The following is a 23,095-nucleotide window of genomic DNA, read 5'->3' on the forward strand; positions in this document are numbered from 1 at the left end:
ACATATAACTGACATTACATATAGATCGAAAAACCTAAAATTCCCTAAACCGATTCTCCTCCAACTTCTTCTCCCTACTTTCTTGCTCACTCGCATAAGCCACATACTCTCCGCTCTCCTTATCGAAAACGAACCTGTAAACTGTTTTGAAATAAGCCCAGTATTTGACATACTGATCTCTTGCATCGCTCAGCCTAACCGTCACCGAGCCATTTTCTTCCGAAACGCTGTAAACAGGATAATCGATCTCCTGAGGAACAGCTGTGCTGTAGAGTTTTCCGGCTTTTTCAATATAAGCGGAGGCATCGGGAACGTCGCCGGTAACGTTGATTTTCTCGATATAATCACTTTTTCCGATCCCGGACCAGTAGCTCACTTCCATAACCCTGTAATGTGTGGAATTATAAGGATAAGCGGCAAGAAACTTCCCGAAAGACGAGGGATAGGTGTCTTCATAGCTGATTTTTGCGCCTTCCGCGCTGGAAATATAATTCACAAGAAATAATTTTGCCACCGGCAGGACTGCAAGCCAGACCACAAGCACGATTAAAAGCGCGGGATAGAGTTTGCTCCGGTTTTCCGTAACAAATGTACAGAAGTTATTGAATTTTCCATTCCATTTGCCTCGGTTTTTCATGTAAGCCACGAGTAAAACGAAAACGGGCAGAAGAGGAAGAATATTTGCCAGCGGATCGAAGAAGTAAATGGCTCCGAGAGTGGATGTTCCGGTGCTGAATGGATAGAAAGGACGCATTTTCCAGCTTGTCGCGTAATCAAGATAAACATGGGAAAATATAGCTGCAAAGCCGGCAGCTGTAAATAAGCGGTCTTTTGTTTTAAGCCAGATTAAAAACGTGACAAGCAGAATGAAAAGGATTGAATGAAGAAATTCCCTATGGCCGAACAGGTAAAAGAGCTGGTTTCGAGTTTCGTGGCTTACGCTGCCACCAAGAAGGGCAAATATAATGTATGGAATAAAATCCAGGTCAGGAAGGATTGCCAGAAATCCGAGAACGTTTCGCTTTTTTCCTTTGAAGCCAAGAGTAAGGGCAATCAGAAGGCCGACTCCCAGGTGGGAAAGTGTATTTACCATTTGTCTTCTTCCTGACTGATTTTTTATTTTTATTTTTAGTGAAGTCCAGGTATTTTATTCAATACTTTGGATAAATTTCTGGAAAAATCTCTTATAGTTTGCATCTTTTACCTTTAAATAGATGTAATGTATAATTATATTTTGCATCTGGAATTGCCATACGGCAATTTAGTGTGTGTTTAACAAAATAAAATAGCAGAGTCGCCCTAAACAGAATCGTTTTAATTGCAAAGTTCTGTTAAATCATTAAGGGGAAAACTGGTTAGCAGCTTTGTATGGAGCTTTTTAAACTGGAGTTTGAAGCCGGAGGCTTAAGTCAGTACATGAACTCAGTGTAAATCAAATTCCATAGATAAGTTCTGTAGATAAACTCTAGGTATAAGTTCCATGTATATATTCCGTGATAAGTTCCATGATAAATTCCACGGATAAATTCCACGGATAAATTCCACAGATAGATTTTACAGATAAATCTCGTGTGGACTCGTTCCAAACAAACTTTGCAAAACCAGCAATAAGGAATAGGGGAAAATAATATGGATAAAGGGTTATATAAATTACCAGATTTGAAGTATGGCTATTCAGACCTTGAACCTTACATTTCCGAAGAACAGCTACGCATCCACCATGACAAACATCATCAAGCTTATGTGAACAATGCAAACTCACTCATAGAAATGATGGACAAGGCAAGAAAAGAAGGGACCGACTTTGATTATAAGGCAACTGCAAAGGCCCTGTCTTTTAATCTGGCTGGCCATGTCCTTCATGATTACTTCTGGTGGGAGATGACTCCCGAAAGCAACTCAAGCAAAGAGCCTGTCGGAGAATTGTCTGAAGTAATCAAAGAAGATTTCGGAGGCTTTGACAGGTTTAAAAAGGAATTTTCCCAGGTAGCATCAAGCGTGGAAGGATCAGGGTGGGCGGCATTAACCTACTGTAAAGATACTGAAAGGCTCATGATCATGCAGATAGAAAAGCATAATGTAAATTTGGTCCCTGATTATCCGATTATTATGGATCTGGATACTTGGGAGCACGCTTACTATATTGATTATCGCAATGATAGAGCAAAATTTATAGAAGCCTTCTGGAACATAGTAGATTGGGAAGAAATCGACAAGTACTTTAAGAAAATGAGGAAATAACCAAGAAGTTATTTCTTACACTCGCCTAATTAAGATAAAATTTTCCGATTACTTTTTGATTTGAAAGTAGTCGGAATATTCAATTTAATTCGAAAATTCTTTTTAAACGGTGAAATTTCATTTTATCAGTGAAATTTCATTCAGTTGTGAAACTTCATTTAGTCATTAACAAAATTATTTTTATTGAAAGAGAACGACACAATTCCTAACAATTCATAATTTAGTGCATCGATTCCTAATTGATTCCTCTTTCTTTTAGATTATAGTTCTTCCAGGCACTTCGTTCCGCTCTTGAGTTTTATATTTCCATTTAAAAATGACCGTCTTTTCGTTTACTTGGTTTATATATTGGCTAAATCTTTCTTCTAATTTTTTTATTGATTCAACTTATTCCTCTCAATAAGCTTCTTGTCATTTTGCTGAAAAAAACTTTCAATTATATTTAGCCACGAAGTATTTTTGGGTGTGAACACAAATTCAAATTTGTCAGGAACAATTTCCAGGTATTTTCGAGTTTCCCTTGAAGTATGAACTTTTGTAGCTATCATCAAAATTTTGATTTCTCTCTTGGGTAAATTAACTTAGGTTAAGGAATTGAATGAATTCCCAGCTTTTATATTTTTCAAAAATCTGTAATTGGTTTTTCCGGAGAACAAATAGTTCAAGTTAACAGCGAAAAATTTTATATTTATTACATTTATAATTATATCTGTTACATCTATAATTATGTCTGTTACATCTATAATTATGTCTGTTACATCTATAATTATGTCTGTTATATATAATTTCTTCGTGTTTTAGTGTGATGCCCTTTACCAGCATTAGATATGAGTAAACGTTTCCAATTGCTTGAACACCTGGTTTTTATTGTAAGAAATAGTTACTGATCCTGTTTTTTCGTTTTTAGATTTCTTAATTAGTTAATTGGCCTCTATATATATAGCTAAGACACTGGCTGCTTTGTGATCAAACTCTATATAGACTTTACATGTATAATAACACAGTTGTTGTGCCGTAATACTAGTAAAAACTGTAAAAGTAGGTATATGTATTGATGTTACACTTATTTTTATCACCAGGCTTTGGAACTTAGTCTTGAAGAAAGCGTTTTAATATTACATATAGAAAATACTTCAAACGGATAAGTCCTAATATTGATACATTTTCCTTGGATATTTGACTTTTATTCGCCATCAATATATTTACATACTTATTCTGATGTTTTTACAACAGAACTAATTTGATAAGTTTGATAAATTTGTCAAATGAACCAGTCTATTGACAATCTGTTTTATCTTTTTATTGTAAAATAAGGCTATTTAGATTTTGTATATAATAGTTTTCATAATGGATGATTAATTGATATATTATATTAATTATTATAAGAAAGGTTATACTTTTAGAATTAATGTTTCCGTTTTTGTTATATAGTTTAATCTATAATATACAAATTAGCCAACATAATATTATGTAGGACTATTAATATAATGGCAAGGCGTCTAGCTTCTAAATCACTTGATTTAGACTATGATCCAACCATATGGGAGTTCAAAGTATGAGTAAATATAAAGGAATAAGAGTAACATCTCTAGTTGTTGGGGTTCTGTTTTTTGTGGCATCAATACAGACTTCGTTTGCGGCATTTGACTCCACAAACTGGAAATGGGATACACCGATTGAAAACAAAACAACTGAAAGTATAACATGGAGTAATATAACGTGGAGCTCAATAAACGGTTCTACTGACAACACAACTCCAGGAAATACAACCGGGAGTCAAACAAATGGTTCTGACCCATCTTTTGATCCTGCGGACATTTCTACGTTCCTTAGTTCCAAGAACATTTCAATACCAGTTATAAAGCAAATACCAATTATAAAGCAACTACCAAAAATAACTAAATATAGATAAAAACAAGACTAGATATAGATAAAAACAAGGGATTTACTGAAATATTTAAAAATCTGTCCAAAATTCAAAGCTAACTTGAAACTGCACATGAATGGTGAGATCCAATATGGTTCTGTTGTAAAAATATGGGTTATTCTACAAAACCAGTGAAACTCACAATTAGGAAAGTTAATAATTCTCATCACTCGGAAAAATAGTACATAAAGGTATTAGTTATAGTTTCAAAGTGCGAGACAGAAACTTTTGCAACAGGACCCCATTGTTGTGCTGTGACGCCATCATCTAATTAAAAAATTAAAAATTTAGATGATGTTATCTTATTTTTATCACTAAATTCTCAATTTTTTAACGTATTCTTCTGCCACTATGAATATAGACAAGAGAAGTGTAGAAAAGTATAAGAAAGTATGGAAAAAAAGTATAGAAAGTAAGAATATAGAGAAATATAGTAAGTAAAAGTGAAATTCTAGAAATAAGTTCCTGGATAACAGGAGAAATGAGCACAAATTCTTAAGAAAATCTGTACCTTCTTGAAAATAAAATGAATAAGTGAAAAGATATATCCTCTCAGGTTCCCGGATCGAGAATTTAATGATTTACAGAATCGGATTCTTCAATGTCCTGTCAAAGAAGCTTATCATCCCATATTCATTCTTCGCAGCAAAACCTTCAAAAAATTCTTGGTCTTTTTTAATCATGAAACCGTGAACCTCAACCTGGTAAACCTAAAGCTCGAAATATTTATCGGCTGTATCCAGTTCACCTGACTACTTGCAAATATCAGTTACATTGCTATACTGGTCCCGAGTTCCGTGTATCATAAGCACGAGCGCATCAAGCTGGTCTATCAGACTGGCCGACCTGTCTGGCTGGATTTCAGATCCTTCCGTATAAGGGAAACCATACCAGGCGACTCCAGATTCAAACTCCTTAATCTGGGGCAGGAAAAGCATGGTATACCTGCCGCCGGCACAAAAGCCAGTAAGGCCGATCCTTTCAATAATCTGGCATACCTGACCGAACAAGATAATTTCTGATTATATTTATAAAAATTATATGTCAATAGATATAAAATAGAGGGATTAAATTTTTCTTAAAAGGGAAGTCAGGAAGTTTCCGGTATATATTCCAGATAAGTTTTTCTTTATTGTGCTAACTGTATTCAGTTTAAGTATTCAAACGTTCATATTAATAGACAATGTAAAAGCTGCAGGCTCTTACATAAAAAATGGTTTTCTTGTATATTATTAGGGACTCGGGAAAAGCTCGCAAAAAGGATCGTGAAAACAGGCATTTAAAGCTTTTAGCTGGCAATAGATCACTGTTTCTTTTACCTTGTTAGTAACGTCCATAAAACGAATTCTTAGGTGATCCGACTGTAAAGTCAAACATATTAATATATCATTTAAAATATGTATTGGATGTAAATTAAAAAGGAGATATATAGCTTGGTAAGTGAAATGACTCCAACCCGAAGAGTTCTGGCAGCAGTGCTAGGAGGCAGAGTTGACTACGTACCCCCTGCAAACCCCCTCGCTCAGACCACAACGGAATTGATGCAGATATGCAATGCTTCGTGGCCAAAAGCCCACTTTGACAGCAAGATGATGGCAGATCTTGCAGCTGCTCCCTATGAAGTATGCGGTGTTGAGGCTGCACGTCCTCAGTTTGATATTTCTCTCGAAGCAGAAACTATGGGGTGCAAGCTTGACTGGGATAAAACGGAAAGACCCCCAGTAACCAGCCCTGCTTATACGAATCCTGCTGACATAACCTGGTCCGACAACCTGGAAGAAAACGGAAGAATTCCGGTAGTCCTTGGAGCAATCGACGAATTAAGGAAACGTTACGACGGCATGCTTCCTATCATCCCCGGCCTTACCGCTCCTTTTACGGTAGCAGGTCACATAGCAGGCGTAGAAAATATGGCTAGATGGACAAAGACCGACCCTGAAAAGGCCCATTCTTTCATTGAAGCAGCAACTGATTTCGTGGTAGCTTACGGGAAATTACAGGCTGCTTATGGGGCACATATCCTCTTCCTCGCCGACCCATCGGCTTCCAGCAATCTGATCTCTGCAGAAACGTACAGAGAATTTGTACTTCCTGCTCACAAAAGAATGGCAAAGGAAATCAGCTGTCCTCAGATATTGCACATCTGCGGAGATGCAAGTAAACTCCTGCCTTACATAAAGCAGAGCGGTATTGACTGCTTCTCCTTTGATACCGTTCCAGTCTGGTATTGCCGTCAAGTAATGGGCAACGAGATGTCCATTCTTGGAAGCCTGGATGTCATAGACCTGATGCCTAACGGCACTCCAGAACAGGTTTATAACAGAACCAGGGAATGCATCTTGCAGGGAACCGATATTATCGGGACTGCATGTGGTGTTTCATCTGGAACCCCACTCGAAAACCTCAGAGCATATGTAAGGGCCTGCAAAGAAACCCCAATCCCGAGATACGACGACGTGGAAGACCTTATCAGGCAGATTGGGATCGGTATTGGAAAGAATATGAAAGAAAATGTCTTGGGTGGGATGAAAGAATGATCAGGCACATCGACATTGCAGTTCAGAAAATCTTCGAGATGAAAGAAAAAGAGCCTGCAAAATTCAAAAAACTCATCGATGAGGGGATTATTATAGGCCTTGGGGTAGATCTTGGAGATAGGAGTAAAGAAGTGAGCCCTGCCAACCAGGTTAAGAAGCAGAGCGGGCCGAAAGATCCCGAATATGCAGCTGTGACAAAAGCTGTAATCGAGGGAAATAGTGATGAAACAATAAAACTTACAGCTGCCTTGCTTGCAAAAGGAAAAGATCCAACAGACCTGGTCTCAAATGCCCTTATGCCCGGAATTCAAACTGTCTGTGAGCTTTACGACATTGGAAGAAGCTATCTGCCTGAAATCCTGCTAGCAAATGAAGCCCTTATAGAAGGAGTGAAACTCTGCCAAGGACAGATAAGAGATATCCACTTCCAAGGGAAGGTAGTATCCCTTGTAATTGAAGGGGACCTGCATGACATAGGCAAGAATATCGTAGCTGCTATTCTCAGAGCAAATGGATTCGAAGTAGTTGATCTTGGAAGTGACATAACGGTCGAAGCAGCTGTTAAAGCCGTAAAAGTAACAAATGCTGACCTTGTCACCGGAACAACCCTTATGAGCACAACCAGAGAAGGCCTCAAAGCCCTTGCAAATGCTCTGGAATCCGAGTGTGTCCCTGTGGCCTGTGGAGGTGCTGCCGTAGACAGGCGCTTCGTTAATACCTTTAGCAATTCGATATATGGAAGAACACCACTTGATGCAGTAAAAATCGCAAAGAAGGTCTGTGAAGGAAAGAGCTGGGAAGAAGTCCGCAAAGAACTTTATTAATTATACTTTACTTCCTGTTTTTTATATTTTATACTCGAAATTTATCTCGCTTTCATTTTTGGAATTCTTAACTCTGGAAAACAATTTATGTAAAACGAGTAAATAGAGATCAAAAAGAGTCCATAGAGATGGAATAGTAATTGACTAAAGTAGGACTTACACACTTGAGGAACAAAATCAACTACGGAAATTGTGGATATAAGTTAGATATTAAACAGTTAACGGTCTGATGCTGTTGACTTTTAAGTTCAACTGCGTAGTCCTATAGAGTAGTTTTACTCCGTAAATTCAGAAATTATTATCCGACTCTGAAGAGAATTCTCGCTATCAAAGATACAAAACGATGTAAATTTAAATAGTTTTCCAGAATATATCGTCATAAACTCAATAATGTGAAATAAAACTAAATTTTTTACTGATTCGAGATATCCAGTTAAAACAGAAACTCAATGGATAAAATTGAGTACATCTGCAGGCAAATGGTTAATCAGGAGTCAAAACCCTTGTTCCAGACCGAACCTATACTCTATCTGCAATCCCTTGGAAACGATTGGCTGACATTCCTCATGATTCTGATAACTTCAATGGGGTCGTCGGCTTTTTTAGTTACCATAATAATTATCATAACTTTTGGGATCAATTTCCGGAAAGGTTTTCTTCTGTTCCAGCTTTTAATCTGGACAGGACTGACTACCGAAATAATTAAGACAGTAGTTGCCTTTCCAAGGCCGGACTACGTAGACAATAGAGTACTTAACCTTGAACACGGAGTGAGAAGCACGTCCCCTTTCAATGGAAGTGGACCTGATGGGATATTTGAACTTCCTGATAGAAAAGTTCTTAAAACCTTCCGCCTTCAAGAAGCACTTTCTCCTTCACCTTTCGGTTTTCCTTCAGGGCATGTTGCAATTACGACCGCACTCTGGGGAGGAAGCTCTGCAATTTTCAACAGCAGGAAAATCAAAACGATGGCTCCTTTTATGGTATTGCTTGTAGCCCTATCAAGGATGTACCTGGGAAGACATTTCCTGGGAGATATTCTGGGAGGAGCTATTATAGGTTTACTTTTCCTGACGGCTTTTACCCTCTTTCTCAAAAGCTCCCTGAAAGATGACTTTTTCAAGAAAGAGAATTTTGAACTTACATTCAGAACCAAGAACCTTATTATATATTTGTTTCTGTTTGTTATCCCTCTTGTTCTTATAGCTTCATCCATGATAAGTGCAGAAGTAGCGGGTTTTTTCCTTGGTACGAATGCGGCATATGTTTTGATTATACGAAAAGGACTCCCTGATGATTCTGGAAGTTCTGGACAGAGAATTTTGAGGATATTAATTGGACTTTTATTATTCGGAATCTCCAGCTTTGTTCTTGATGTGGGATTCCATAATACAGAAACTGTAACCTATTTCAGCCTTAAATTTATTGAGTTTTTAAAAGCTTTCATACCTGCTTGTACAATCTGGGTGTCTGTAGTTGTCTGCACAAAGCTCAACCTGTATAGAAGAGAAAGAGAACTCTTAAGCGATCGAAAAGGAGCTTTTAAACAGTCCAAACACGAAATGGAGTAGAGGTTATTTAAAAAAAAGTGTAATAGAAGTTATCTGAAAAACGGAATGGAGTAAAGGTTATTTAAAAAAAGAATAGAGTAGAAGTTATTTAAAAATCCGTGAGTATATTAAAAGCCTCTAAAAGTAGTGTCTGTCAAAACCTGGCTGAAACCTTTTGAATTAAACGAAACCGGATGGGTTTGTTTAGGACTTATTTTGAGGATTCTTAAAGTCTTTTTTCATTTATATCCTTGAAAAACTATATATATAAGAACCTGAAGGAGATCATATATATTATATGAAGACAGAGATAGTGTGTTAATTAACCTCAGGCAAGCATATAGATGCAAACTAATAAATTGCAGTAGGCTCTGTAATTCACTGTCCGAAAAAGCAGAATAAAAACAGAATAAACCTTACCGGTGTAAGAAAGACTATTGTTAAAGGGAAAAAAATATTAAGTCATTGTAAATGATTTACCTTGTGTTTATTCATAAGGAATAACTTAAATAATGCTTTTGACTATTGAGCGTATTCACAATTGACTGAAGAAATAACTAACTGAAAATCGCAACCTGTCGGTTGCAATCAGTGGAAAAGACCCAGGGCTATTTCAGCACGGGAAGGGTTTCCCACGGCATAGATTTTATAATTATATCAAGATAGAGAGGATGACATTCATGGACTTTGAAAAATTACGACACGGGACTGAACTTATCAAGAGGGGCTTTGCAAGAATGCAGAAAGGGGGTGTGATCATGGATGTTACAACTCCTGAACAGGCCAGAATCGCAGAAGAAGCCGGAGCAGTTGCTGTTATGGCCCTCCAGGCTGTTCCCGCAGATATAAGGAAAGCAGGTGGGGTTGCCCGGATGGCCGACCCTGAGATTGTCCAGCAGATTATTGATACGGTTACTATTCCTGTTATGGCAAAAGCAAGGATAGGACACTTTGTCGAAGCCGAAATCCTGGAAGCCCTTGGCGTTGACATGGTGGATGAATCCGAAGTCCTGACCCCTGCTGACCCCTATTTCCATATAGACAAAACGCAGTTTACCGTGCCTTTTGTCTGTGGAGCCCGAAACCTCGGAGAAGCCCTCAGGAGAATTAACGAAGGGGCAGCCATGATCAGGACCAAAGGAGAAGCAGGAACCGGAGATGTCAGTCAGGCAGTCAAGCATATGAAGCAGATTCAGGGGGAAATCCGTGCTCTTGCCGGGAAGACTAAAGAAGAGCTGATTTTGGTTTCAAGGGAAATCGAAGCTCCGATAGAACTTGTAGTCGAAACCTCAAAAATGCAGCGTCTGCCTGTAGTAAACTTTGCAGCCGGCGGAGTTGCAACCCCTGCAGATGCAGCGCTTATGATGCGCCTTGGGGCAGACGGAGTATTTGTAGGTTCAGGCATTTTCAAAGCCGAAAATCCTGAAAAAATGGCAAAAGCTGTCGTCGAAGCTGTAAACAACTTTGACAACCCTGCAAAACTCGCAGAAATCTCAAAAGGCGTGGGTGCCGGTATGAAAGGCATCAGCGCAGACATGATCCCTGCACAGGAAGCCCTTCAGGAACGCGGTTGGTAACCCCGAGTTCCGTCACCCGAGTCCCGTCTCGGGAGGACGGGGCCCTTTTCGCTTCGCTCAAGAGGGCTGAAGAGGGCTGAATTATAACGAAGATACTGAACTGAGCTAGAGGGCTGAATTAATGGGCAAGAAAAGCTGTATTTCCAACTCTCTCAGGACGGCTAATTTACCCAAATTTTGTTTTGGGGTAGCAGAGGGCTCGATCACAAGTCTTTTTAATATATGATTGCCTGGAAGCCTTTTCAAAAAAGGCTTGAGCGAAAACGATAGGTTAACATTTGGATTTGATGACCGTATCCCCAAACCCTATCCGGCGTGATAAAACGGTACAACGGTTAAAATTTAATTTTTAAAAATGGGTTCTTTCTTACGGGATGTAAGAATAAATCAATTCAATTTTTTATTTTTCGGATTAACAGATAATAAATTAATTTAAATTGATTCTGGAAAATGGTGTTTTTATGAAGATAGGTGTAATCGCTATTCAAGGAGCGGTTTCTGAGCATGTTGATGCTTTAAAAAGAGCACTCAAGGAAAGAGGAATAAGTGCAGAGGTAGTTGCAGTAAAGCATAAGGGTGTTATTCCGGAGTGCAGCGGAATTGTGATCCCTGGCGGGGAGAGTACCACACTTTGCAGGCTGCTTGCCCGTGAGGGAATTGCAGAGGAGATAAAGGATGCGGCTGGAAGAGGAGTTCCGATCCTTGGGACCTGTGCAGGTTTGATTGTGCTTGCAAAGGAGGGTGACGAGCAGGTTGAGAAAACCAGCCAGGAACTGCTTGGAATTATGGATACAAGGGTCAACAGAAATGCTTTCGGAAGGCAGAGAGATTCTTTTGAAGCCGAACTTGAAGTCGAGATCCTTGATTCTCCTTTTACCGGTGTATTTATAAGAGCTCCCGGAATCGTGAGCTGCGGGCCTGGAGTTCGTGTACTTTCCAGGCTTGATGACCTGATTATCGCTGCAGAGCAGGGAAATGTACTGGTTCTTGCATTCCATCCGGAATTAACTGAGGATTTGAGGATTCACCAGTATTTCCTGGACAAGATACTTAAAAATGCATAAAATGATAGAAAAAAGACAATAATTTGATGAGCCTATCTCAAAACTGAATTTAATCTGATTATTGTTGTTAACGTTATAACTCCAGGATATGATAATATTCCTTTGATCCCATATCCCGGAAATGCTTTCTTGCTTTGGCTTATAACGGGCTCATAGCGAAGTCTGCCATTTCAGAATATAAGAGCTTATCCTCATCAGATAAGTTATTGTAAATTCATTTAGCAAAGTTTCCGCTATAGCTTCTTCCTCATATATAAATATAGATACAAGATTTTTAAAATATGAGATTTTTAGGCCAGGTCGTGAGCTCCTCATCAGATTTAAAATCATAACTTTGTAGCTATGATTGAAACCAGATTAAAGTAGTTTCCACCTTCAGCTTCCATCATTCCTATATCTCTACGAGCAAAGTCGTTGTCACATATAAGCCAGTCTTTCCATGCTTCTTCAAAACAATTTAACTCTTTAAACTCCTGAATAGTTACCAGATCGGAAGTTTTCCATATATTATACCACCAGTCACATGAGTGCAGAGTTAAACTCATATCATCACACCAATATGGTACTAATTCCGCTGGAATACCATTTGTAAATTCTTTTTTCAGGCCTGGAACTGTAACTGCTATTTGCCCTCCTTTTTTTACAAGTGGAGCAAAATGTTTTGTTAAATAATCTGCTTCGATTCCAAAGTGGTGATAGGCGTCTACACTAATAGCAACATCAAAAAATTCATTTGCGAACGGCAAATCGTGAGCTTCTGCATGGATTGGTATTATCTTATCTTCCAGTCCCATTGATTTGATTCTTTCATAGTTTTCTGTTGCGCTTATCCAGAGATCAGTTGCAAAAACTGTAACATCATATTCTTTTGCCAGGAATATTGAAGTCAGCCCTCTCCCACAGCCAAGATCAAGTATTCTCATGCCTTTCTCAAGCCTCAAAGATTCGGACACTTCCTCAAGAATCTTCATTGAGTTTGGTCCCATCATGTTTTCTTTAACAAAATCAAAATCATATTTGTTACTTTTTGTAAACATCATCTTGACCACTTTTAGCTAATCTATCCCATATTATTTCATGGAGTTTGTTACTTAGAATTCTTCTATAGGTTCAGTGTGACCTTTGTAACATATCGTTTTTTATCTAAACTAATGTGTTCAGTCACTATAGCCTTTGACTTAACAACTTCACTTTCATATGCTTGAACAGTAGTCTTAATATCGTTCAGAAAGATAATCGTTTTACTCTACAATAAACTGAAAAGCAGTGAAATGATGAATGAAAAATTACTTGCAAAAATTGGATTGAACAAGTATGAGAGTTCAGTTTACCTGACACTATTAAAACAAGATTCTATGGAAGCAAGCAAATTATCACATGCATCGAAAGTCCCTATAGGAAAGATCTACGAGGTTCTCAAAACCCTCAAAAACTATGAACTTGTCGAAATTCAAATGTCACGGCCACAGAGATACAGGGCGGTTGATCCTAAAAGCGCATTAAAACTTATGTACAGAAGAAAAGAGGAAGAAACACTCAATGAGCTCAAAATGCTCAAAGAAACATTTGATGAAATCGAAAGGGAATTTTACAACGACAATTCCCCACAAAATGTTGAAACTGTCTTCTGGCCTGACAGGTTTCGTAATAATGAACTAAATGATATGGTGACTTCATTTTTTGAGAAAATCGAGCATGAAATATGTGTTGTAATCCATATTAAGTACAAACCTGGAGGATCCGAGCTATATGATGCCTCAATATCCACCTTTAGCAAAGCTTATTTGAGTTTAGTACAGCGTGGCATAAAAGTTAGAATTTTAGATCCGGGATCACAATTACTGCCATCATTAAAAGAGCTTATTGATTCAATAGAAGATCTATCACTTAAACGCCATCTTAAGAATCTGATGGAAGTAAGAATTTTGGAAACCGAATACAATTTTTCAATCATTGATTCCAGGATAACCCTGCTCGATATTGAAGACCAGTTCAATATGAGTAGAAACCTCGGTATGACACGGATATATGATGAATCATATGCGAAGCGATTCAAGACAAAATTTGATGAACTTTGGGCAAAGGGTGAACTATTTCTTTGACCTGACTTTCAAACATACCCGTGAATTTCAATTTTTCTATTAATTTTCGCCTCTTTATTAGTTTTCGCCTCTTTTTCTGAGATAAAATGCAAAATCGAGATCACGAGTTTTTCTATTTATCTAGCCATTTAAAGTTATATATCCATTGTAACATACTAATAAACAAAATTAGATTAGAATTTGATCTGAGGTAAAATAAATGGTGAAATTAACTGATGAAATGAAGGAAGACTTTGCAAAGATGAAAATTTTTCCATTTGCAACCGCATCTAAAGATGGAGAACCAAACGTAATACCAATAGGCATGTGCGATCTACAGGAAGATGGAGAAACAATCTGGATCGCAGACAACTATTTTAATAAAACTCGCAACAATCTTGATGAAAACCCAAGGGGAGCAATCTATGTATGGGGTCCGGAAATCAAAGGCTGCTACCAGATAAAAGGAGATATTGAAATCAAGACCGATGGGGCAGATTATGAGAAAATGTATAAAATGGTCAAGAGCAAAGGAGACAGGTTCCCTGCAAAAGCCCTTGCAGTTCTGAAAATTACTGATGTTTATGAGTGCAAACCAGGGGCCGGAACCGAGCCAGGACAGAAACTGCTTTGATTCCGCTTAAAGTTTAATCCATGAGTTGGCTAATTTACAAGTTAGCTAACCCATAATTTAGCTAACCCATAATTTAGCTAACCCATAATTTAGCTAATTTACAAGTTAGCTAATCCATAATTTAGCTAATTTACAAGTTAGCCAATCCATAATTTAGCTAATTTACAAGTTAGCCAATCCATAATTAGCTAACCATAATTTAGCTAATCCATAAGGTTATTATTTTCTTCTTGCCATGAAGATGAGAAATCTTCACAATCTTTTTTTGAAGATATTGACAATAATGGTGATTCTGCATACGGGCAGGGAAAATATGAAACCTTGTCCAGAAACCCGAAAACCCGGAAGCTCGAGACATTGCAAAGAAGAAGCATGCAACTGCCCTTCAGGCAGGTTGGTAATCACTGACAATATCAAAAGAAAAACGATTGAACCTGAGGTGAAGGTTCAAGACAATTAATGGTTTGATGCTATTGATTTCTCAGTTCAACCGTGTAAGTTCTGTATTGTTTTTCAATTTAAGGCGTTAATTTTCAGGATACTGCGATATACTCAGACATAGTTTTAATATTACTGCCTTTAGCATTCTTTACTGTTAAGCTAACGGTATATTTTCCTGTTTTTGTATACTTATGCACCGGGTTCTGGATAAATGACCTCGATCCGTCTCCAAAACTCCACTGCCATGAAGCTGGTGATCCTGTGCTTTTGTCAGTAAAGGCAACATTTAACGGTGTTTTTCCTGAAGTTGGGGATGCAGAAAATGCAGCAACAGGTTTATCTATCACTGTTATATAGTTTGTTTTTGTTACCGTACTACTGCCCTTGTCATTCTTTACTGTTAAGCTAACGGTATATGTTCCTGCTTTTGAATACTTATGCGTTGGACTCTGGATGAACGATTTTGATCCGTCTCCAAAGTCCCAAATCCAGCCAGAAGGTGTTCCTGTGCTTTTGTCAGTAAAGGCAACATTAAGTGGTGCTTTTCCTGAAGTCGGGGACGCAGAGAATGCAGCAACAGGTTTGTCCCTTACCTGTATATAACCTGTTTTTGTTACCGTACTGCTGCCCCCATCGTTCTTTACTGTTAAGCTAACGGTATATTTTCCTGTTTTTGAATACTTATGCACCGGGTTCTGGACAAATGACTGCGATCCGTCTCCAAAACTCCATTGCCATGAAGCTGGTGATCCTGCGCTCTTGTCAGTAAACTGCACCTTGAGAGCGGGTTTTCCTGATACTAAATTACTGGTGAAATTTGCAACCGGTTTATCTGTCACCTGTACATATGCTGTTTTTGTTGCAGTGTTACTGCCTTTAGCATTCTTCACAGTTAAGCTAACAGTATATACTCCTGCCCTGGAATACTTATGAATTGGATTCTGGAGGAATGACTTTGATCCGTCTCCAAAGTCCCATACCCATGAAGCTGGTGACCCTGTGCTCTTGTCAGTAAAGGCAGCATTTAATGGTGCTTTTCCTGAAGTTGGGGACGCCGAAAAAGCAGCAACTGGAACTTTCAAATCGTTTACGACAATGTAGTTCTTTATTGTTTTAGTGTTACTGCCCTTAGCATTCTTTATTGTTAAACTGACAGTATAGTTTCCTGCTTTACTGTAAGTGTGTGAAGGATATTGAACTGTTGAATATGTGCCATCTCCGAAGCTCCATTTCCATGAGGTTGAAACTCCTGTACTCTTATCAGTATATGGAAACGGTGAACTTTTATCAGTAAACTGTACCTTTAGTGATGCTTCTCCTGAGGTTGGAGCTGCCGAAAAAGCAGTAACTGGAGCTTTAAAAGGCACAGTAGCATTTCCATCAGTAATAATAATAGTCATATGAACCCATAACTTCTGACCACAACAACTATTCCTGGTAGTCATACAACTAATGTAATAACCATTCTTTGGAAACGTATGTACCGGATTTTTTAGTGATGGAGTAATATTTGTTCCTTCGAGAGAGGTTCCGTCTCCAAAGTCCCATCTGATATATGTCTCATTACCTGTTGATATATCCTTAAGTTGTACTATTCGCGGATCGTTCGAAACCGCTGTCGCTGTATAATCAATATAACTATTCCCGCAGGAGCAGGTTATACGAGCTGTCGCTGGAGGAGTTCCTGCACCAAGAGGGGTAGGGAATATAGTAACTGTTGCAGAAGCAGTAGACGTGAGAAAGAAGATAAGTATTAAAAAGATTGGTAAGAACTTCATATTCTTAATTATATAAAGAGATATATTAAATTTTAGATATAGTGATGAAAGTGTAGTAAAGGTCTGGAGTTTCTAATTATATACGACTATTGAGCTTCAATTCTTTAAGTTGATAACATATTAAATTAGTTTGATCATATATTATGAAAAATGACTAAGTTTTGATTAATCTTGGATTTTTACTTCATTGAACCAGTCTGTAATATTTACTTCATTGAACCTAGCTGCAATATTTACTTCATTGAACCTAGCTGCAATATTTACTTCATTGAACCTGTCTGTAATATTTACTTCACTGAACCTAGCTGCAATATTTACTTCATTGAACCTAACTGCAATAATTTCTCTGTCTTTTACTTTTATTTCACGGGAAATTTTTCTGTGGTTTCAGGCAATTAGTGATTTTTCCCTGACACTCAGGATGGAAAATCTCCTCGCAACTTATCTTTTTTGAAGGAAATATTCCAGGTATCCTGGCTGTTATCTTTCAAAAACCATAACTATTCCGGTTTAAAATAACTATTCCGGTTTAAAAAAGAAAATGCGTCTATAATATCTCTGCCCTCCGGAAGAAATAACTGCTGGAGCAGATCATCAAAATTGACAGTGTTAAAAGAATAGATATATTCATAACAATTGAGAATTCACAATGACCAATCAATATTCCCCGCAAAGCGTCAACACCATATGTCAGAGGGTCAAAATAAGATAAAATCCTTATAGGAGCCGGCAAATTTGAAACCGGAAACAAAGCTCCAGATAAAAGGAACAGAGGAAATGCAATAAAATTAATAACCGTACTGAACCCATGAAAGTCTTTCAATAAGGATGACAAAATTAATCCTATATTTATAAAGATCATAGATATGAGAACCATTATCACGATAGAGAACAGAACCGCATGAATCAAAGGTAGCCTGAAACCAAGTAACACGGACATCAACATAATAATAAGTGCCTGAATAATTGATGTGGTTGCACTTCCGGAGATCATTCCAAGAACAATAGAGATTCTACTTGCTGGAGTCACCATAACCTCTTTTAAAAATCCAAACTGCTTATCCATTATAACACTCATACCTGCATAAGCAGCCGTAAAAAGAAGAGTCATTCCGATAATACCAGGCACTAGATACTGAAAATATCCTATTGATGCGGGTAGACCCGGAAATTCCACTTTTCTAAAGCCCATACCCTGAAAGATCAGCATAAAAGCCGGCATGCCAATAGCACCCGCTATTCTGGACCTGACCCTGAAATACTTTATCATCTCACGCCGCCAGAGAACATATATAACTCTTGCCTGAATCATCGGAGCATCCTCCTTCTCATCCTTTCCTGTCTTACTGACTTCCTGCTGCCTTCCTGTTCCCGTATTATTGAGCCTGTCAGGCGAATAAAAACATCTTCAAGGCTTGGTTTACTGAAATTTATCGAACTGATCCCGACACCCAGGTTGGAGGCAGTCTGAAAAATGTCAGGGATATTTTTTTCATAATCCGATAGAATGAGATCAAGCGTTTTTCCATCAGAAATAACTTCCCTTACCCATTCTTTCTCCCCAAGTGCAGTCGCGATGAGATCGACCCTTCCTTCAATAGTCAGGCTGACACAGTCCCCAAGTAAACGGCTCTTCAGACCTGACGGAGTATCGAGTGCAATTATCTTTCCATGATCAATTATCGCAATTCTATCACATAGGAAGTCAGCTTCTTCCATATAATGGGTAGTCAGAATGACACATGTACCGTAATTTCTATTCAGGTTTCTTATGTACTCCCATATTGATCTCCGAGTCTGTGCGTCAAGCCCGAGAGTAGGTTCATCCAGAAACAAAACCTTTGGATAATGAATAAGCCCCCTTGCGATTTCAAGCCGCCTCTTCATTCCGCCCGAATAATTTTCAACAAGAATTTCAGCTTTGTCAGTCAGCCCCACAACATCAAACACTTCCTGAATTCTTTTTTTCCGCTCCTCTGAACGGATGTTGTACATCATGGCATGGAATTCAAGATTTTCTCTCCCGGTAAGCCCTATATCAAGTGAAGGGTCCTGAAATATTATTCCTATATTAGTCCTGATCGAATCAGGATCTCTTCCAAGCTCATATCCTGCAATTTCAGCTTCTCCTGACGTAGGAAGAAGAAGAGTAGTCAGCATATTGATTATAGTCGTCTTTCCCGCACCATTAGGGCCTAAAAGCCCGAAAAGTTCTCCGGGCTCAACCGAAAATGAGACGCTGTCAACGGCAGTAAATTCTCCAAATTTTTTTGTCAACTCTTTAACTATTATTGCACTCATGCTAAACAAGACCTTCAAACCTGAGTAAAACCTTCATACCTGAGAAAACCTTCAAACCAGGATTTTTAAGCAATTTCCAGAAATTTATATCAGAAATTATATCAGAAGTCATATTAGAAGTTCATATATCAGAAATTTGCATATCAGAAATTTGCATATCAGAAATTTGCATACTAGAAATTAACATACTAGAAATTAGCATACTAGAAATTAACATACTAGAAATTAGCATACTAGAAATTAGCATACTAGAAATTACATATCACTAACAAAAATAAACAGTGCTGGTTTAAGAATTTTAAAAAAGATCGTGATGCTTAATGAGTATGACAGCACAATCCTATTCTCGAACCCACAAGCCTTTTTGTATACTCATCAGAAGGTGAAAGCATCACATCATGAGAATTTCCTATCTCTATAATCCTTCCGGAATTCATAACCGCTATCCTGTCAGCAATCTTCAGTGTAAGGGAGAGATCGTGTGAAATATATATCATTGCAAATCCTCTCCTGTTCTGAAGGCCCTTTAAAAGACGCAATATATTTGCAGATGTTGAAACATCCAGAGCCGAAGTTATCTCATCGGCAATAAGGAGTTTTGGCTCCATAACCATTGCCCTTGCAAGTGCAACCCTCTGCCTTTGACCGCCGCTGAGTTCACCGCAATACTTGCGAAGAAAATTATCATTACTGGGAAGACGAACAAGTTCAAGGACACTTTTAACCATTTGCAGTCTATCTCCGTTTGACCCGATCTTATTGATATAAAGAGGCTCTTTGATTGCATCAAGCACAGTAAACCTGTTGCTGGTTGAACTGAACGGGTCCTGGAATACTATCTGAATGCCATTGAATCTGCTTCCATAGTTTCCACCGAAAACATTCCCACCCATAAACAATACATCTCCGCGTTCAGGCCTTATTACATCTGCAAGGATATGCGCAAGGGTTGACTTACCCGAACCGGTCTGTCCGACAATTGCAAGAACCTCTCCTTCCATCACTTCCAGGCTAACATTATTAACTGCCTGAAGATATTCTCCATCTGGCAGACGATAGCTGAAATTCAGATTTTTAGCCGCAAGAAGACTTGCTATGCCACCTCTATGGCATGCAATTTCTCGCCCCTCTCCTGCAGGTACCAGAACCGGGGAAGTTTTATTGCATATATCGATTCTCTGTGTACATCTCGGGCTAAAAGGACAGCCCTTAAATTCATCTCCTGCAGGTACATCACCTGGAATTCCCCACAAATCTTTATAAACGAAAATATCCGGAGTCGAATGGACAAGACCCCTTGTATAAGGATGAAGGGGAAGTACGAGAATATCCCTTATAGGTCCTGTTTCAATAACCTTTCCTGAATACATAACAGCAATTCTGGAAGCAACAGAAGACACGAAAGTGATATCATGAGAGATCACTAACATCGTATACCCATTCTTCTGAAGATCGATAAGAAGGTCCCTGATTTCCTTACGGGTAAATGCATCAAGTGAAGAAGTAACTTCATCGAGAACCAGTAGTTTAGGGCCACATGACAGAGCCATTGCCAGAAGAACCCTCTGCCTCATACCTCCGGAAAGCTGATGCGGATATGAATCCATCCATTTAGGGTCAAGGCCGACAGTCCTGAATAGATCAGCACATTTACTCCATGCTTTTTCGGGGATGATATCAAGGTGCTTTATCATTGGTTCCGTTACCTGAACGCCTACTTTCAGAACAGGATTCATAACCTCCAGGCCATTCTGAAAAACTATTGCAATATCCTTCCATCTGAATCTGTCCATTTCAGGTTCAGGCAAAGAAGAGATTACCTCATTCCTGTAAAGAATCTCACCGGAAACATCTGTATTTTCCGGCAAAAGCCCCATGATCCCGAGTGCAACGGTGGTCTTGCCACTTCCTGATTCTCCAACAATACCCAGAATTTCTCCTTCTTCAATCTCAAAAGAAATGCCGTCAACAGCTTTAACAGTATCAACGTCGGTTAAATAGTGGCATTTAAAATCATTTATTTTAAGCAGACTCATGATCAGAAACCTTTCTTTATTTTTAATTTTGGATCAAGTATTCTCTCCATATCCCTGCTTATGAACGCAAGACAGAGAAGGAGAAATATGAGCATAAATAACGGAGGCAGTAACCACCATTGCCAGTAAGGTGTAAAATATATTGAACGGAAACCGGTTGCGTGATTGAGCATCATTCCCCAGCTCTTGGAAGTAGGGTCTCCGAGGCCCAGGAAAGCAAGTCCTGCTTCGGCTATGATTGCATGTGAGGATATACCGATGACAAGCACGAAAAGAACAGGCAGAATTTCAGGAAGTATATGTCTCCAGAGCAGGTAAAACGGCTTTGCACCGTAATTCCTGGCGGCAATAATATAGCTGTTTTTCTTTAACGACAGCGTCTGGGAACGTGCAATGCGTGCGGGCTTGGCCCAGCTGAAAAGGACAAGGATAAGAATTACGTTAAGAATGCTTGGCCCTAGAAAAGCAGATATTACAATCAGAAGAGGAAAGCTTGGGAGAGCCATTGTCACATCAATTACTCTCATAAGGCCCTGATCAGTATACCCTCCAATATATCCGGCAAGTACTCCAATGGCCCCTCCTCCAAAGCCTGATATAAAAGCTACTGCAAGACCTATTGTAAGGCTCATTCTTGCACCGTAACATATCTGTGACCAGATATCCATACCAAGTTCATCGGTTCCAAGTATGTGTCCGAAACCAGGAGGTTCAAGTGAATCGCCTGTAATCCTCTGAGGAGGATAAGTTGTTATCACAGGAGCAAAAACCGCCATTAAAATTATGCAGAGAATTCCAAAGATACCAATTTTACCTTCAGTACTGAACCTAGAAAATGACTTAACCACACTGCTTACAATTCTGCTAATGCTACCAATTATGTCAACTCTGTCAATTTTGTTAATGCTGCTAATTATATTAACTCTATCAATCCTGCTAACTCTATCAATTCTGTTAACTCTATCAATTCTGTTAACTCTACCAATTCTGTTAACTCTATCAATTCTGTTAACTCTGCCAATCCTGTTAACTCTTTTAATTATATTAGTTTTATTAATATTTAAAGCCTGAATAAAAGAAAGTATTTCGGTGTTTCCAGAAGCATCAGTATCCTTTATCATATCACAACCCTCGGATCAAGTTTCCCGTATATTTTGTCAACCAAAAGGTTGCAGATAAGTATGGAGACTGCAATTATCAGGAGAATACCCTGAATAAGCGGATAATCCCGGCCGACTACAGCACTTCTGAGTGTCATCCCTATGCCTGGATAAGAAAAGACATTTTCAACCAGTACAACACCCCCCATCATTATGCCAATCATAAAACCTGTTCTTGTGACTACCGGAAGCAGTGCATTTCGGAGTGCGTGACGGATCCAGACATTTTTTTCACCCAGACCTTTAGCTCGGGCAGTCCTGATATAATCCTTTGTGGTCACTGTAATCAATGTGTTTCTGGTGAGCAGGTACACGCCAGTCAGCTGTGAAAGTGATAGAGTCAGAACAGGAAGAAAGGCGTGGTACAATATATCCAGGACCTGATCTGTCGGACCATTATAATGTGCGAAGGGTGTAACAGCACCTGCAAGTGGAAAAAACCTGAGATATACACTAAAAATCAGAAGAAGGATCAGGCCAAGCAGAAAAGAAGGAATTTCTGCAAAGGCAATCATGCCCGTCATCATAATTCTATCACTCCCCTTCTTCCGGTTCTTTGCCGAAAGTGTTCCGAGAACCACACCGGAAATTGTACTGATTACTGTAGCACTCACGACAATTAATATAGTCCAGGGAAGATGGAGCATTATTACGTCACTGACAGGCATTTTGTAATAAATACTCCTTCCGAGATTGCCAGTTATCAGGTTCTTCATATATGATAAAAACTGTTCATAAAGCGGCCTGTCAAGTCCGTAATAGTTTACGTAATAGAGATGCTGCTCCTCTGTCATTACAATAATCTCTTCCCCTACTTCATCTGCAGAAGTGGTTGAGAATGGGTCTCCAGGCATCATCCTTGGTAGAAAAAAATTAATGACAAGAATTACAAGAAGCGTCGATAATGACCTGAAAATAAACGAATTCCTGTCATTTACCATCCA

20 protein-coding genes are annotated in these 23,095 nt (G+C 38.7%); 10 read left to right on the top strand and 10 right to left on the bottom strand.

Features of this window, described 5'->3' with window-relative positions:
- Positions 1–34 precede the first annotated feature (34 nt).
- Positions 35–1,093 (bottom strand): metal-dependent hydrolase, encoded by a 1,059-nt coding sequence (locus MSBR3_RS06660; RefSeq protein ID WP_048107231.1) that lies wholly within the window; start codon positions 1,091–1,093, stop codon positions 35–37.
- 536 nt (positions 1,094–1,629) lie between these two features.
- Here MSBR3_RS06660 and MSBR3_RS06665 point away from each other — a divergent pair.
- On the top strand, positions 1,630–2,241 hold the full coding sequence (locus MSBR3_RS06665) for a superoxide dismutase (protein ID WP_048107232.1): 612 nt from the start codon (positions 1,630–1,632) through the stop codon (positions 2,239–2,241).
- Between the two features lie 374 nt (positions 2,242–2,615).
- On the opposite strand, the gene MSBR3_RS21740 is transcribed toward MSBR3_RS06665, so the two are convergent.
- The gene (locus MSBR3_RS21740; RefSeq protein ID WP_080942233.1) at positions 2,616–2,789 is read right to left on the bottom strand and encodes a transposase; all 174 of its coding nucleotides are present in this window, start codon (positions 2,787–2,789) and stop codon (positions 2,616–2,618) included.
- Between the two features lie 1,007 nt (positions 2,790–3,796).
- Between MSBR3_RS21740 and MSBR3_RS06670 the strand changes: the two genes are divergently transcribed.
- Positions 3,797–4,153, top strand: a complete 357-nt coding sequence (locus MSBR3_RS06670) for a hypothetical protein (protein WP_048107233.1) — start codon at positions 3,797–3,799, stop codon at positions 4,151–4,153.
- A gap of 767 nt (positions 4,154–4,920) precedes the next feature.
- On the opposite strand, the gene MSBR3_RS20955 is transcribed toward MSBR3_RS06670, so the two are convergent.
- Entirely contained in the window at positions 4,921–5,178 is a 258-nt protein-coding gene (locus tag MSBR3_RS20955) for a dienelactone hydrolase family protein (RefSeq protein WP_052723315.1), read from the bottom strand.
- 423 nt (positions 5,179–5,601) lie between these two features.
- On the opposite strand from MSBR3_RS20955, the gene MSBR3_RS06680 reads away from it, so the two are divergent.
- The 5 genes from MSBR3_RS06680 to pdxT all read left to right on the top strand — a co-directional run bounded on the left by MSBR3_RS06680 (position 5,602) and on the right by pdxT (position 11,720).
- Positions 5,602–6,705, top strand: a complete 1,104-nt coding sequence (locus MSBR3_RS06680) for an MtaA/CmuA family methyltransferase (RefSeq protein ID WP_048107234.1) — start codon at positions 5,602–5,604, stop codon at positions 6,703–6,705.
- Positions 6,702–7,529: a methylthiol--CoM methyltransferase gene (locus MSBR3_RS06685; protein ID WP_048107235.1), complete on the top strand. Its 828-nt coding sequence runs from the start codon at positions 6,702–6,704 to the stop codon at positions 7,527–7,529. Before MSBR3_RS06680 ends, MSBR3_RS06685 begins: the two co-directional genes overlap by 4 nt.
- Positions 7,530–7,978: 449 nt before the next feature.
- On the top strand, positions 7,979–9,100 hold the full coding sequence (locus MSBR3_RS06690) for a phosphatase PAP2 family protein (protein ID WP_230627907.1): 1,122 nt from the start codon (positions 7,979–7,981) through the stop codon (positions 9,098–9,100).
- 659 nt (positions 9,101–9,759) lie between these two features.
- Positions 9,760–10,656 carry a pyridoxal 5'-phosphate synthase lyase subunit PdxS gene (pdxS, locus tag MSBR3_RS06695; protein WP_048107236.1) on the top strand — a complete coding sequence of 299 codons (897 nt, stop codon included), beginning with the start codon at positions 9,760–9,762 and terminating at the stop codon, positions 10,654–10,656.
- Between the two features lie 461 nt (positions 10,657–11,117).
- Complete coding sequence (gene pdxT, locus MSBR3_RS06700) at positions 11,118–11,720, top strand: pyridoxal 5'-phosphate synthase glutaminase subunit PdxT (RefSeq protein WP_048107237.1); 603 nt, start codon at positions 11,118–11,120, stop codon at positions 11,718–11,720.
- A 326-nt stretch (positions 11,721–12,046) separates the two neighbouring features.
- Here pdxT and MSBR3_RS06705 read toward each other — a convergent pair whose 3' ends face one another.
- Positions 12,047–12,760: an SAM-dependent methyltransferase gene (locus MSBR3_RS06705; RefSeq protein WP_196297021.1), complete on the bottom strand. Its 714-nt coding sequence runs from the start codon at positions 12,758–12,760 to the stop codon at positions 12,047–12,049.
- Between the two features lie 231 nt (positions 12,761–12,991).
- On the opposite strand from MSBR3_RS06705, the gene MSBR3_RS06710 reads away from it, so the two are divergent.
- From MSBR3_RS06710 to MSBR3_RS20135, 3 genes are all read left to right on the top strand, one after another.
- Positions 12,992–13,822, top strand: coding sequence for a TrmB family transcriptional regulator (locus MSBR3_RS06710; protein ID WP_230627910.1), 831 nt, complete (start codon positions 12,992–12,994; stop codon positions 13,820–13,822).
- A gap of 199 nt (positions 13,823–14,021) precedes the next feature.
- On the top strand, positions 14,022–14,435 hold the full coding sequence (locus MSBR3_RS06715; protein WP_048107240.1) for a pyridoxamine 5'-phosphate oxidase family protein: 414 nt from the start codon (positions 14,022–14,024) through the stop codon (positions 14,433–14,435).
- Between the two features lie 274 nt (positions 14,436–14,709).
- On the top strand, positions 14,710–14,895 hold the full coding sequence (locus MSBR3_RS20135; protein ID WP_196297022.1) for a hypothetical protein: 186 nt from the start codon (positions 14,710–14,712) through the stop codon (positions 14,893–14,895).
- A gap of 73 nt (positions 14,896–14,968) precedes the next feature.
- Here the strand turns inward: MSBR3_RS20135 and MSBR3_RS06720 are convergent, their stop codons facing one another.
- The 6 genes from MSBR3_RS06720 to MSBR3_RS06745 form a co-directional block, all read right to left on the bottom strand.
- A complete protein-coding gene (locus tag MSBR3_RS06720) occupies positions 14,969–16,654 on the bottom strand; it encodes a PKD domain-containing protein (RefSeq protein WP_052723316.1) in 1,686 nt (561 codons plus the stop codon).
- 547 nt (positions 16,655–17,201) lie between these two features.
- Entirely contained in the window at positions 17,202–17,966 is a 765-nt protein-coding gene (locus tag MSBR3_RS06725; protein ID WP_048107241.1) for an ABC transporter permease, read from the bottom strand.
- Positions 17,963–18,955, bottom strand: a complete 993-nt coding sequence (locus MSBR3_RS06730) for an ATP-binding cassette domain-containing protein (protein WP_048107242.1) — start codon at positions 18,953–18,955, stop codon at positions 17,963–17,965. Before MSBR3_RS06730 ends, MSBR3_RS06725 begins: the two co-directional genes overlap by 4 nt.
- Before the next feature lie 317 nt (positions 18,956–19,272).
- Positions 19,273–20,991 carry a dipeptide ABC transporter ATP-binding protein gene (locus tag MSBR3_RS06735; RefSeq protein ID WP_048107243.1) on the bottom strand — a complete coding sequence of 573 codons (1,719 nt, stop codon included), beginning with the start codon at positions 20,989–20,991 and terminating at the stop codon, positions 19,273–19,275.
- A 2-nt stretch (positions 20,992–20,993) separates the two neighbouring features.
- Positions 20,994–22,112, bottom strand: a complete 1,119-nt coding sequence (locus MSBR3_RS06740) for an ABC transporter permease (RefSeq protein ID WP_230627913.1) — start codon at positions 22,110–22,112, stop codon at positions 20,994–20,996.
- Entirely contained in the window at positions 22,109–23,092 is a 984-nt protein-coding gene (locus tag MSBR3_RS06745; RefSeq protein WP_048107244.1) for an ABC transporter permease, read from the bottom strand. The genes MSBR3_RS06740 and MSBR3_RS06745 overlap by 4 nt, the downstream gene beginning before the upstream one ends.
- Positions 23,093–23,095 lie beyond the last annotated feature (3 nt).

It is taken from the genome of Methanosarcina barkeri 3 (assembly GCF_000970305.1).
Taxonomy (GTDB): domain Archaea; phylum Halobacteriota; class Methanosarcinia; order Methanosarcinales; family Methanosarcinaceae; genus Methanosarcina; species Methanosarcina barkeri_A.

What these genes read in the sequence shown, in the direction of transcription:
- MSBR3_RS06715 (WP_048107240.1), top strand. Translation starts at nt 14,022, where the DNA reads ATGGTGAAATTAACTGATGAAATGAAGGAAGACTTTGCAAAGATGAAA.
- MSBR3_RS06720 (WP_052723316.1), bottom strand. Translation starts at nt 16,654, where the DNA reads ATGAAGTTCTTACCAATCTTTTTAATACTTATCTTCTTTCTCACGTCT.
- MSBR3_RS06660 (WP_048107231.1), bottom strand. Translation starts at nt 1,093, where the DNA reads ATGGTAAATACACTTTCCCACCTGGGAGTCGGCCTTCTGATTGCCCTT.
- MSBR3_RS06705 (WP_196297021.1), bottom strand. Translation starts at nt 12,760, where the DNA reads ATGATGTTTACAAAAAGTAACAAATATGATTTTGATTTTGTTAAAGAA.
- MSBR3_RS06710 (WP_230627910.1), top strand. Translation starts at nt 12,992, where the DNA reads ATGATGAATGAAAAATTACTTGCAAAAATTGGATTGAACAAGTATGAG.
- MSBR3_RS06665 (WP_048107232.1), top strand. Translation starts at nt 1,630, where the DNA reads ATGGATAAAGGGTTATATAAATTACCAGATTTGAAGTATGGCTATTCA.
- MSBR3_RS06730 (WP_048107242.1), bottom strand. Translation starts at nt 18,955, where the DNA reads ATGAGTGCAATAATAGTTAAAGAGTTGACAAAAAAATTTGGAGAATTT.
- MSBR3_RS06735 (WP_048107243.1), bottom strand. Translation starts at nt 20,991, where the DNA reads ATGAGTCTGCTTAAAATAAATGATTTTAAATGCCACTATTTAACCGAC.
- MSBR3_RS06685 (WP_048107235.1), top strand. Translation starts at nt 6,702, where the DNA reads ATGATCAGGCACATCGACATTGCAGTTCAGAAAATCTTCGAGATGAAA.
- MSBR3_RS06670 (WP_048107233.1), top strand. Translation starts at nt 3,797, where the DNA reads ATGAGTAAATATAAAGGAATAAGAGTAACATCTCTAGTTGTTGGGGTT.
- MSBR3_RS21740 (WP_080942233.1), bottom strand. Translation starts at nt 2,789, where the DNA reads ATGATAGCTACAAAAGTTCATACTTCAAGGGAAACTCGAAAATACCTG.
- MSBR3_RS06690 (WP_230627907.1), top strand. Translation starts at nt 7,979, where the DNA reads ATGGATAAAATTGAGTACATCTGCAGGCAAATGGTTAATCAGGAGTCA.
- pdxT (WP_048107237.1), top strand. Translation starts at nt 11,118, where the DNA reads ATGAAGATAGGTGTAATCGCTATTCAAGGAGCGGTTTCTGAGCATGTT.
- pdxS (WP_048107236.1), top strand. Translation starts at nt 9,760, where the DNA reads ATGGACTTTGAAAAATTACGACACGGGACTGAACTTATCAAGAGGGGC.
- MSBR3_RS06740 (WP_230627913.1), bottom strand. Translation starts at nt 22,112, where the DNA reads ATGATAAAGGATACTGATGCTTCTGGAAACACCGAAATACTTTCTTTT.
- MSBR3_RS06725 (WP_048107241.1), bottom strand. Translation starts at nt 17,966, where the DNA reads ATGATTCAGGCAAGAGTTATATATGTTCTCTGGCGGCGTGAGATGATA.
- MSBR3_RS06745 (WP_048107244.1), bottom strand. Translation starts at nt 23,092, where the DNA reads ATGGTAAATGACAGGAATTCGTTTATTTTCAGGTCATTATCGACGCTT.